We start from the raw sequence: 11320 nt of genomic DNA, 5'->3' as shown, positions 1-11320 counted from the left end.
GAGATGGCTGTGAGCTTGAATTGCTCTGTGTATTTGCCCATAGGTCCCCCAAGGGTTGGATTTTTTGTCCAACTTCTTGGGGGCAGTCCAGGTACGGCGCCGCATTTGAAGTCTGCGCGGCACCTGTGGGAGCGGCCTTGTGTCGCGAAAGGGCTGCGAAGCAGCCCCAAATTTGCAGATCAGCCGCGCGCGTCGCGGTCGCGCAGGCCCAGCAGATACAACACCCCATCCAGCCCCAGGGTAGAAATCGCCTGCTTGGCCGACTGGCGTACCAGCGGCTTGGCGCGGAACGCCACGCCAAGGCCTGCCAGCGACAGCATTGGCAGGTCGTTGGCGCCATCACCCACGGCAATGGTCTGCTCCAGCTGCAAGCCTTCTTCGCTGGCCAGCTTCTGCAGCAGCTCGGCCTTGCGCTGGGCATCGACGATCGGCTCCACAGCCACGCCGGTCACCTTGCCATCGACCACTTCCAGCTCATTGGCGAACACATAGTCGATGCCCAGGCGCGCCTGCACCTGACGGGCAAAATAAGTGAAGCCACCGGACAGGATCGCCGTCTTGTAACCCAGGCGCTTGAGCTCGGCAAACAGGTTCTCGGCGCCCTCGGTCAGGCGCAGCGACGCACCGATCTCGTCCAGCACGCCCACATCCAGGCCCTTGAGCAGGGCCATGCGCTCCTTGAAGCTGGCGCGGAAGTCCAGCTCGCCGCGCATGGCACGTTCGGTGATCGCGGCCACCTGCTCACCTACGCCAGCGGCCTTGGCCAGTTCGTCGATGACTTCGGCTTCGATCAGCGTCGAGTCCATGTCGAACACCGCCAGGCGGCGGTTGCGGCGGAACAGGTCGTCCTTCTGGAAGGCGATGTCGATGCTCAGCTCTTCAGCCAAGGCGAAGAAGTCGGCACGCAGCGCCTGGGCATCGCTCGGCACGCCGCGCACGGAAATCTCGATGGCCGCCTTGCCCTTGTCGGTATCGGCATCCAGCGCCACACGGGCCGACAGGCGCTCGATGCGCTCGATGGTCAGGCCGTACTGACTGATCACCGCACTCACCCGCTGCAGTTGCTCGGGGGTGATCTTGCGGCTGAGCAAGGTGACGATGTGGCGCGCCTCGCCGTGGCCATCGGCCCAGTGCTGGTAGTCCGCCTCGGAAATCGGTGTGTAGCGGGCCTGCAGGTTCAGTTCATGGGCCTTGGCCTGCACGCTCTGCAGCAGGGAGGTGGCCACTTCGTTGTCCGGGATATCGACCAGGATGCCGAACGACAAGGTACCGTGCATGACAGCCAGGCCAATGTCGAGGATGCTCACACCGCCCTGCAGCAGGACGCCGGTGATAGCCGCAGTGAGACCGGGACGATCCTCACCGGTGATGTTGATCAGGACGATTTCGCGCACAACCTGGCTCCGACTTCGATGAAAAATGCGCATTCTACCGATTTTCCGTGACCATCGGGCGCCAACGATACTTTGCCGACAAAACCCGGCTCGCTATACTGCCCCACACTTTCATGCCATTAAGAGCCGAGCTCAGTGAACCGGCCCACGCCCGTCAAAGCAGACAACTTCTTCCTGATGATCTATCGCGCCCTGAGTCAACGTCGCGTGCCATTGGCACTGCGCATCGCCTGCACCAACATTTTCCTGGTGGCGCTGGCGTTGGTGATCTACGCCTGCGTGATGGGCCTGCAGTTCAAGCAGGCCATGCACGAGCAGGCCGATGCCCTGGGCCAGAGCCTGACCACCCAGACCGCCACCTCGGCGACCGAGCTGCTGGTGGCCAACGACATCCTCAGCCTCAACGTGCTGCTCGGCAACCTGGTGAAAAACCCGCTGGTGGCCCATGCGGCGATCTACAGCGTGGACAACCGTATCCTCGCCGAGGCCGGCCAGCGCCCGCGCAACAGCCTGCTGGGCGAGGCCGAAGGCCTCTACCAGACCAAGATCACCTTCCAGGACGTGACCGCCGGGCAACTGCGCATCAGCCTGGACATGAGCCAGTTCCAGCAGCCGATGCTGATCAGCCTGCAGAGCATGGGCATCCTTGCCGCCATCCTGCTGGTGCTGGCACTGACCCTGAGCCTGCGCCAGGGCCGCTTCATCACCCTGCCGCTGCTGCAACTGCGGGTGTGGCTGCGCGACCCGCAACCCTATACCCCGGCCACCGACCGCCAGGACGAGATCGGCGACATCGCCCGCCAGCTGCACGCGCGCCTGGCCCCGCCGCCGCCACCTGAGCCGGAGCCTGAAGAAGACGACGACGAGCAATTCGACGACCTGCACGACGCCATCCCGGCAGCCAAGGCTGCACCGCGCGCCAAGCTTGCCGCTCAGGCAGACGAGGATGACGACGAAGCCTTCGCCGGGCTGCTGGACGACGAAAGCGCGCCCAAGGCCGCCGTGGTCGAATCCGACGAGCCGCAGTACAGCGCAGTGCTCGCCGTGCAGCTGGGTTCGCAGGAGCAGCTGCGTCGCCTGCCGCGCACGCGCCTGACCGAACTGACCGACCGCTACCGCGATTGCCTGGAGCACGCCGCCTCGCTCTACGACGGCGAAACTCACACACTCAACGACGGCAGCACCTTGGTGCTGTTCCACAGCCGCGACTGCGGCGAGGACTACCTGACCAACGCCATCTGCTGCGGCGAGTTGTTGCGCGCGCTGGGCCATGCCCTGCAGATCGAGGTGGCGGACAGCGGCATTACCCTGCAGTTGCAACTGGGCCTGGCCCTGGGCAACGACCTGCAAGGGCTGGAGCTGGTAGACCTGCTGATGGCCGAAAAGGCCCAGGACGCGTTGGCGCTGTCGCAGCACAGCCGCAACCTGTTGCTGGTGGAGCGGCAGATCAGCGATGACACGCTGATTCGCCAGCGCGCCCGCATTCGCCCGATTGCCAGCCCCGAAGGCGCCTGCTGCGTGGAGCGCCTGATGGAACCCTACCCGTCGATGCTGGAGCGACAGTTGGCGCGGATGCACGAACGCCGGGCCTGATACCGGGCTGGCCTCATCGCAGGTCAACCCGTTCCCACAGGGCCTGCACCAACCTGTGGGAGCGGGTTTACCCGCGAAGAGGCCAGCACAGACAGTACAAAAACAGCAGATACGAAAAAGCCCGCATCATTGCGGGCTTTTTCGTATCTGGCAGTTCGATCAGAACCGATAGACTTCCATATCGGTACGAATCGGTGCCGCCATCGGGATCTTGGATTTCTCCGGCGCCTTCTTCACCTGCACCGGCGCAGCCGGCTTTTTTGGCGACTCTTCGGCGATCGCTGGCTGGTTGGCCAACGGCTTGACCGCAGTGCTCAGCTGCTCGGCCAGCTTCTGCAGCAATTGGCCCTGGGCCTGCACCTGCGACGCCTCGCTGCCCGAATGTGGCTGCTCGAGATGAACGATGCGGTTGTCACGCACATGGCCACGGCGATCCAGCAGACGCCATTGAGCATCCAGAATGGCCGGCTGGTCCTTGCCCGAGTCCAGGCGAGTGATCGACAGCAGTACTTGTACATCCGGGTTGAAACCGGCCGCTGCCGGGGCCAGCACCACGCGCTGGCTGTCCAGGCGCCATGCGAGCTGGCGTACCAGGAGCTGGTCGATATCCGACGAAAGGCTGCCGGCCCAACGACCGTCGGTCGCCGAACTCAGGCTGCCATCGGCCTGACGCTGCAGAAATGTCTCACGTTGCAGGTAATCGGCAACCGATACCGGGCCGAGCACCACGGCCATGCCCGCGCTCTGCGAAGGCTGGCCAGGATCACCACTGTCGAGCTGGTACAGGGCAACCGGCTTGTGCATGGTGCACCCGCCAAGGCCCAGCAGGCCAGTCATCAACAGCGCAAATGGAAGGCGCAGAAATTTCATCATCCCATCCAGGCGGTCGCCAAAAGGCCAACCGCAGTGATACACATAGATTCAAACGGGCACACGGCCACGCCGGCACCGCAAGGGCCATATCATCCGCGAAATAACCGTCCGACTCCAGCATTTCTGCCCGGAACGACGCTGAAATTGCCGTTCCAGACATTAAAACCGTTTATGTCGGCACTTCCACCTGCAATCCATCGACCCGCTGGAACCCGCGTGGCAGCTTGCTGCCGCGCCGTCCGCGCTCGCCCTTGTAATGCTCCAGGTCATCCGCTTTCAGAGATAGGGTACGCTTGCCGGCTTGCAATACAAGTGTCGCACCATCGGCAATCACGGCCAGATCGGTAACAAATTCTTCACGGCTGGCTACCCGGTCGCCCGGCACCCCGATGATCTTGTTGCCCTTGCCCTTGCCCAACTGAGGCAGGTCGCTGACCTTGAACACCAGCAGACGGCCTTCGGTGGTCACCGCCGCCAGCCAGTCTTGCTCGCGGTTGGCCACCGGGCGCGGGGTCATGACCTTGGCACCGTTGGGCAGGCTGAGCAGGCCCTTGCCGGCCTTGTTCTTGGCCTGCAGGTCTTCACCTTTGACCACGAAGCCATAACCGGCGTCCGAGGCCACTACGTACAGCGCATCGTCGTCCGGCAACAGCACGCACTCGAAGGTGGCCCCCGGTGGTGGCGTCAGGCGGCCGGTCAGCGGTTCGCCCTGGCCGCGCGCCGATGGCAGGCTGTGAGCGGCCAGCGAGTAGCTGCGGCCAGTGGAGTCGATGAGCACGGCAAACTGGTTGGAGCGCCCGGCGGCGGCGGCCTTGAAGCCATCGCCGGCCTTGTACGACAGGCCGGTGGCATCGATGTCGTGGCCCTTGGCGCAGCGCACCCAGCCCTTTTCCGACAGCACCACGGTAACCGGCTCAGTCGGCATCAGCTCGTTTTCCGACAGCGCCTTGGCCTCGGCACGCTCGACGATAGGCGAGCGGCGGTCGTCGCCATAGGTTTCGGCATCCTTGATCAGCTCGCTACGAACCAGTTTGCGCAGCTTGGCATCGCTGCCCAGCAGGGCGAGCAGCTTGGCCTGCTCTTTCAGCAATTCATCCTGCTCGCCGCGGATCTTCATCTCTTCCAGGCGCGCCAGCTGCCGCAGGCGGGTCTCGAGAATGTAGTCGGCCTGGATCTCGGTCAGGTCGAATCGGGCGATCAGGGCCTGCTTTGGCTGGTCCTCGGTACGGATGATATGGATCACTTCATCCAGGTTGAGGAACGCGGTGAGCAAACCTTCCAACAGGTGCAGGCGCTTCTCCACCTTGTCCAGGCGGTGCTGCAGGCGGCGGCGGACGGTAGCGGTACGGAACTCCAGCCACTCCAGCAGCAGCGCGCGCAAGTTCTTCAGTTGTGGCCGGCCGTCCAGGCCGATGATGTTTACGTTGACCCGATAGCTGCTCTCCAGGTCAGTGGTGGCGAACAAGTGCTGCATCAGTTCATCGGCATCCACGCGGTTGGAGCGCGGGATGATGACGATGCGGCACGGGTTCTCGTGGTCCGACTCGTCACGCAGGTCGGCAACCATCGGCAGCTTCTTGGCCTGCATCTGCGCAGCGATCTGCTCCAGCACCTTGGCCCCGGAGACCTGGTGCGGCAGCGCGGTGACGACGATGTCGCCATCCTCGACGCGGTATACGGCGCGCATGCGGATGGAGCCGCGCCCGCTTTCGTACATCTTGAGGATTTCTGCCCGCGGCGTGACGATCTCGGCCTCAGTCGGGTAGTCCGGCCCCTGGATGTGCTCGCACAGCTGCTCGATGGTGGCCTTGGGCTCGTCGAGCAGACGCACACAGGCCGTGGCCACTTCACGCAGGTTGTGCGGCGGCACGTCGGTGGCCATGCCCACGGCGATACCAGTAGTGCCGTTGAGCAGAATGTTGGGCAGGCGCGCCGGCAGCACGGCCGGCTCCTGAAGGGTGCCGTCGAAGTTTGGCACCCAGTCCACGGTACCCTGACCGACTTCGCTGAGCAGCACTTCGGCGTAGCGCGAAAGGCGGGCTTCGGTATAACGCATGGCGGCGAAGGACTTCGGATCGTCCGGCGCACCCCAGTTGCCCTGGCCGTCGACCAGGGTATAGCGGTAGCTGAACGGCTGCGCCATCAGCACCATGGCCTCGTAGCAGGCCGAGTCGCCGTGGGGGTGGAACTTGCCGAGCACGTCACCGACGGTACGCGCGGACTTCTTGTGCTTGGCATCGGCATCGAGCCCCAACTCGCTCATGGCGTAGACGATGCGTCGCTGCACCGGCTTCAGGCCATCGCCGATGTGCGGCAAAGCGCGGTCCATGATCACGTACATGGAGTAGTTGAGGTAGGCCTGTTCGGTGAAGTCAGCCAGCGAGCGGCGTTCAACGCCGTCCAGGCTGAGTTCCAGTGAGTCGCTCATGCGGGCCTCGTCATTTCAGGTTCTGGCGCAGCAGCATGGTGCCGCCGCGCTGGGAAAATTCAAGTTGTTTCAGGGCACTCATGCCCAGCAATACGGTTTGCCCGTCCAGGCCCGGCACCACGATGGCGCGCACGTCGCGCAGGCGGATATCCCCCAGCTGCAGGCTGGCCAGGCGCGTGCGGTAGCCTTCTGTACGGCCGTTGGCGGTACTGAGCTGCACCGGGCTGCCGCGCTCCAGGCCAAGCTCGCGGCCCAACGCCTCGGGGATGGCCACGTCGGTGGCACCGGTGTCGAGCATGAAATGCACCATCTGGCCGTTGATCGCGCCATCCACCACGAAGTGGCCCTGGCCGTTGCCCAACAGGCGTACCTCGATGAAGCCTTCGCCATGCGACGACTGCACCTGGGCATTGGGGTTGCGCTGGCTGTCTTCCCACTGGCCAAAGAAACGCGTGGCGAGGAACAGTGCCGCCGCCCAGGCGACGATCATCAATACCTTGCCCGCCCGCTTGCCCGGTGCCTGGCTCATGGCTTGGCGCTCCATCCGCCTTCCGGCGCATCGAAGCGCCAGACGATCGGGCGTGCCTTGCCATCGGCGCGGGTGCCGTTGTTGTTGTCGACACCGATCCAGGCGCCCTTGGCATCGATCACCAGTGCCTCGGCCAGGCCGAACGGCTGTTGATAGCGGCGCGACTCGACCAGGGCATCGGCAGCGAACGACCAGCAGCGCTCGACCTTGCCACTGTCGGTATCCCGACGGCAGACCCGGTAGGCGTTACGTTCGAGGGTGAACAGCTTGCCTTCGAACCAGGCCAGGTCGGCGAAATCGCGCGACAGTGCCTGGGCATTGGGCATCTGCGCCGGCTGCATTTCGACGCCAGCCTCGCTCAACAGCACGCAGCTGCGGCCGCAGGTCCACACCGATTGCTGGCGCTCGATGGCCACCAGGCCCCGCCGCTCGCGCTCGGCGGCCAGCCACAGGCGGTCGCCCGCCGGGTTGATCGCCAGGCCTTCGAACAAGGCGTTGAAGTTCAGCAGCATGCCGCTGGCACGGGCCTGGCGAACCATGGCCGGGTCGATCTTCAACCAGTTTGCCTCGCCTTCCAGCGGCAGTTGCAGCACTGCGGCATGCGCCTCGCTGACCAGGTACAGGTTACCCGCCTGGTCACAGCTGATGCCTTCGAAATCCAGCTCGCCACCACGGATATATGACGCCGCCCAGTTACGCGACTTCAGGCCCCACGGCAGGCCACTTTCCGGCACTGCTGGCGGGGTGAAGGTGAGCGGCTGCGCGCGCCAGGTCGGGCTTTGCTGGTCGAAGCGGTAGATACGGTCGTCGTCGCGGTCGGACACGCCCCACAGCCCGCCCCGGCATTCCACCAGGCCAGACAGGTTGCCACCGCGCATGCCTTCGATCGGGTGCTCGGCGTTCAGCTTCAGCTCTGGCCAGTTGCCCGCCAGGCTCGGCAGGGAAACCAGCGCCAGGCAGGCAGCCAGAAGCCGCCGAATCAAACCATGACCTCGGCCAGGTTGCCTTTGGTTTCCAGCCAGCTCTTGCGGTCGCCCGCGCGCTTCTTGGCCAGCAGCTTGTCCATCAGCTCGCAGGTGGCCTGCACGTCGTCCAGGGTCAGCTGCACCAGGCGCCGGGTGTTCGGGTCCATGGTGGTCTCGCGCAGCTGTGGCGGGTTCATTTCACCCAGGCCCTTGAAGCGGGTGACCTGTGGTTTGCCGCGCTTCTTCTCGGCCACCAGGCGATCGAGGATACCGTCACGCTCGGCCTCGTCGAGGGCGTAGTAGATTTCCTTGCCCAGGTCGATGCGGTACAGCGGCGGCATGGCCACGTATACATGCCCGGCCTCGACCAGCGCACGGAAGTGCTGGACGAACAGCGCGCACAGCAGCGTGGCGATGTGCAGGCCGTCGGAGTCGGCGTCGGCGAGGATGCAGATCTTGCCGTAGCGCAGCTGCGCAAGGTCGGTGGCCCCCGGGTCGACGCCAATGGCCACAGCGATGTTGTGCACTTCCTGGCTGGCCAGAACTTCGCCACCGTCCACTTCCCAGGTGTTGAGGATCTTGCCACGCAGCGGCAGGATCGCCTGGAATTCCTTGTCGCGTGCCTGTTTGGCCGAGCCACCGGCGGAGTCACCCTCGACCAGGAACAGTTCGGCTCGCATCGGATCCTGCCCGGCGCAATCGGCCAGTTTGCCGGGGAGTGCCGGGCCTTGGGTGATGCGTTTGCGCTCGACCTTCTTGCTGGCCTTCAGGCGGCGCCCGGCGTTGCTGATGGCCAGCTCCGCCAGCTGCATGCCCAGCTCGGGGTGGGCGTTGAGCCACAGGCTGAAGGCGTCCTTGACCACGCCGGAAACGAAGGCAGCCGCCTCACGCGACGACAGGCGCTCCTTGGTCTGCCCGGAGAACTGCGGGTCCTGCATCTTCATCGACAGCACGAAGGTGATGCGCTCCCAGACGTCTTCCGGCGCCAGCTTCACGCCGCGCGGCAGCAGGTTGCGGAACTCGCAGAATTCGCGCATGGCATCCAGCAGCCCCTGGCGCAGGCCGTTGACGTGGGTGCCGCCCTGGGCGGTAGGGATCAGGTTGACGTAGCTTTCCTGGATGCTGTCGCCGCCTTCTGGCAGCCACAGCAAGGCCCAGTCCACCGCCTCCTTGTTACCGGCCAGGCTGCCGCAGAACGGCTCGTCGGGCAGGCGCTGGAACTCGTTGACCGAATCGACCAGGTAGGAGCGCAGGCCGTCCTCGTAGTGCCATTCGAACTTCTCGCCGGTGGCCTTGTCCTCGAAGCTGACCAGCAGGCCCGGGCACAGCACGGCCTTGGCCTTGAGCACGTGCTTGAGGCGGCTGATGGAGAACTTCGGCGAATCGAAGTACTTGGGGTCGGGGCTGAAGTACACGCTGGTACCGGTGTTGCGCTTGCCGACCGAGCCGACCACTTCCAGTTCGCTGGCCTTGAAGCCATCGGCGAAGGTCATCTGGTATTCGTTGCCGTCACGTTTGACACGCACGCGCACCTGGGTCGACAGGGCATTGACCACCGAGATGCCCACGCCGTGAAGGCCGCCGGAGAACTGGTAGTTCTTGTTGGAGAACTTGCCGCCTGCGTGCAGCTTGGTGAGGATCAGCTCTACCCCGGACACACCCTCTTCCGGGTGGATGTCCACCGGCATGCCGCGACCATCGTCGCTGACTTCCAGCGAGTGGTCGGCATGGAGGATGACCTGCACCGAACGGGCATGACCGGCCAGGGCTTCGTCGACACTGTTGTCGATGACTTCCTGGGCCAGATGGTTGGGGCGGCTGGTATCGGTGTACATGCCCGGCCGCTTGCGGACCGGGTCAAGGCCCGAGAGGACTTCGATGGCGTCTGCGTTATAGGCGCTAGCGCTGGGAGTGGCCATAGGGTCTCGTCGTCAGTCTGGTGAATGCAAAAAAGTCAAAATACAGAAAAATCGAGCGCTGCGTACTGCCCACGGGCAATGCCGGCGAAGGCCAGCAGAGCCGGCAGACGCTCGGCGAAGCCCTGGAAGCTGTGGTCGCCACCGGCCTGGATGCGCAGGGCGCAAGCACGGTAATAGCGCTCGGCGTGGCGATAGTCCAGGGTTTCATCGGCGGTCTGCAGCCACACTTGATAGCGGCTGGCGTCCACCGGGGCTGGTACTTCCAGCTCGGCCAGGGCCTGCACGTGATCGTGGGTCAGCTCCCAGGCCTCACCGGTGTAGTGATTGTGCTGGGTGCCCAGGTAGCCGTCGAAATGCTTGTGCGGTGTTACCGCCGGGTTCACCAGCAGGGCCTTGAGGCCGTGGCGCTCGGCCAGATAGGTGGCATAGTAGCCGCCGAGCGAACTGCCCACCAGCAATGGCGCGCCCAGTTCGGCGATGGCGGCTTCGAGCTGGGCGATGGCCTGCCGTGGGTGGTGGTGCAAAGCGGGCACCCGCAGTTGGGCCGACAGGCCCAGTTGCTGCATCACGGCCTCGAGCTGGCGCGCCTTGGTGGAAAGCGGCGAGCTGTTGAAGCCGTGGATATAGAGGATGGAACCCGACATGCTGCCCCCGGAATCTTTGGCTTCGCGCCCGGTGATATGGGCGCAGGGACGCGCAGTGTAGCGCGTTCGCCGGGTTTTGACGCAGTGTCACGGGTTTCGCAACAATTTCTTCACCGAAGTCGCAACCACAGTTCCCTGTAGGAGCGCGTCTGCAGCCGCAGCTCAATACCCCGGGCTATCGAAGTCGAGCTTCACTTCGAAATCCAGTGCCCGCTCCACCCCGGTCTCCAACCGCCCGTTGGCATGCAGGCGCAACCAGCGGTAGCCCGGCTGCTCCTCGCTCACCTGGAAATCCTCGCTGCGCGCAGCGAACTGGATACAGGTCGACGGCGTAGCCAGCAGGCGCAGGCCGTCGCGCACTTCATCCCATTCCTGATGCACATGCCCCCACAGCAGCGCCCGCACCTGTGGATAACCCTCGACGATATCGAACAGCGCCTGGGCATTGCGCAAGCCGATCGGCGCAATCCAGGCACAGCTGATATCCACCGGCTGATGGTGGAAGCACACCAGGCAATGCCGTTCACCCGCCTCTCGCAAGGCCGCTTCCAGCACTGCCAGCTGGTCATCCTCCAGCAGCCCGTGCGTTGCCCCGGGGACGGCCGTATTGAGCATGACGATGCGCCACGCACCGATATCGGTCACAGCCTGTACCAGCTCCGGCGCCACTTGCGCCATGACTCGGGCCTCGTCATGGTTGCCAGGCAACCAGCGGGTGGGCACGGCAAACGGCGCGGTCAGCTCACGGAACGCTTCATAGGATGCCACACTGGCGTCCTGGGACAGGTCGCCAGTGCACAGCAGCAGGTCGACAAGCGGCTGCTCCCGCCGCACCTGTGCCACTACATGGCGCAGGCTGTCACGGGTATTGAGGCCCAGCATGCTGCCGGCCGGGTCGGCGAACAGATGGGCATCGGTCAGTTGCACCACATGCACGAGGCGCGATTGGTCTGTCTGAGGCAACGGCCGTCTCCT

At 64.5% G+C, this 11320-nt stretch carries 9 protein-coding genes; 1 reads left to right on the top strand and 8 read right to left on the bottom strand.

The annotated features are described in order from the left end of the window. Positions 1 to 179 precede the first annotated feature (179 nt). A complete protein-coding gene (gene serB / locus IRZ77_RS21495) occupies positions 180 to 1394 on the bottom strand; it encodes a phosphoserine phosphatase SerB (protein ID WP_181381631.1) in 1215 nt (404 codons plus the stop codon). Positions 1395 to 1529: 135 nt separating this feature from the next. On the opposite strand from serB, the gene IRZ77_RS21490 reads away from it, so the two are divergent. Further along, the gene (locus IRZ77_RS21490; RefSeq protein WP_046613347.1) at positions 1530 to 2987 is read left to right on the top strand and encodes an AhpA/YtjB family protein; all 1458 of its coding nucleotides are present in this window, start codon (positions 1530 to 1532) and stop codon (positions 2985 to 2987) included. A 159-nt stretch (positions 2988 to 3146) separates the two neighbouring features. On the opposite strand, the gene IRZ77_RS21485 is transcribed toward IRZ77_RS21490, so the two are convergent. From IRZ77_RS21485 to cpdA, 7 genes are all read right to left on the bottom strand, one after another. Next, the gene (locus tag IRZ77_RS21485; RefSeq protein WP_108480757.1) at positions 3147 to 3857 is read right to left on the bottom strand and encodes a PqiC family protein; all 711 of its coding nucleotides are present in this window, start codon (positions 3855 to 3857) and stop codon (positions 3147 to 3149) included. A gap of 172 nt (positions 3858 to 4029) precedes the next feature. After that, positions 4030 to 6288, bottom strand: coding sequence for a DNA topoisomerase IV subunit A (gene parC / locus IRZ77_RS21480; protein WP_046613350.1), 2259 nt, complete (start codon positions 6286 to 6288; stop codon positions 4030 to 4032). 10 nt (positions 6289 to 6298) lie between these two features. Next, positions 6299 to 6817, bottom strand: a complete 519-nt coding sequence (locus IRZ77_RS21475; RefSeq protein ID WP_046613351.1) for a retropepsin-like aspartic protease family protein — start codon at positions 6815 to 6817, stop codon at positions 6299 to 6301. Continuing rightward, positions 6814 to 7800, bottom strand: a complete 987-nt coding sequence (locus IRZ77_RS21470) for an esterase-like activity of phytase family protein (RefSeq protein ID WP_196174405.1) — start codon at positions 7798 to 7800, stop codon at positions 6814 to 6816. Before IRZ77_RS21470 ends, IRZ77_RS21475 begins: the two co-directional genes overlap by 4 nt. Then, entirely contained in the window at positions 7797 to 9701 is a 1905-nt protein-coding gene (gene parE, locus IRZ77_RS21465; RefSeq protein ID WP_196174403.1) for a DNA topoisomerase IV subunit B, read from the bottom strand. The genes IRZ77_RS21470 and parE overlap by 4 nt, the downstream gene beginning before the upstream one ends. Before the next feature lie 35 nt (positions 9702 to 9736). Further along, complete coding sequence (locus tag IRZ77_RS21460) at positions 9737 to 10345, bottom strand: YqiA/YcfP family alpha/beta fold hydrolase (protein WP_003258136.1); 609 nt, start codon at positions 10343 to 10345, stop codon at positions 9737 to 9739. A gap of 162 nt (positions 10346 to 10507) precedes the next feature. Continuing rightward, the gene (gene cpdA / locus IRZ77_RS21455; RefSeq protein WP_196174401.1) at positions 10508 to 11308 is read right to left on the bottom strand and encodes a 3',5'-cyclic-AMP phosphodiesterase; all 801 of its coding nucleotides are present in this window, start codon (positions 11306 to 11308) and stop codon (positions 10508 to 10510) included. Between the last annotated feature and the right edge of the window lie 12 nt (positions 11309 to 11320).

Origin of the sequence: Pseudomonas pudica (assembly GCF_015680405.1) — a bacterium.
Lineage (GTDB): Bacteria > Pseudomonadota > Gammaproteobacteria > Pseudomonadales > Pseudomonadaceae > Aquipseudomonas > Aquipseudomonas pudica.
The sequence above is the reverse complement of the archived record's forward strand: the minus strand, read 5'-3'. Positions and strand labels throughout refer to the sequence as shown.

What these genes read in the sequence shown, in the direction of transcription:
- IRZ77_RS21485 (WP_108480757.1), bottom strand. Translation starts at nt 3,857, where the DNA reads ATGAAATTTCTGCGCCTTCCATTTGCGCTGTTGATGACTGGCCTGCTG.
- parC (WP_046613350.1), bottom strand. Translation starts at nt 6,288, where the DNA reads ATGAGCGACTCACTGGAACTCAGCCTGGACGGCGTTGAACGCCGCTCG.
- IRZ77_RS21475 (WP_046613351.1), bottom strand. Translation starts at nt 6,817, where the DNA reads ATGAGCCAGGCACCGGGCAAGCGGGCGGGCAAGGTATTGATGATCGTC.
- parE (WP_196174403.1), bottom strand. Translation starts at nt 9,701, where the DNA reads ATGGCCACTCCCAGCGCTAGCGCCTATAACGCAGACGCCATCGAAGTC.
- IRZ77_RS21460 (WP_003258136.1), bottom strand. Translation starts at nt 10,345, where the DNA reads ATGTCGGGTTCCATCCTCTATATCCACGGCTTCAACAGCTCGCCGCTT.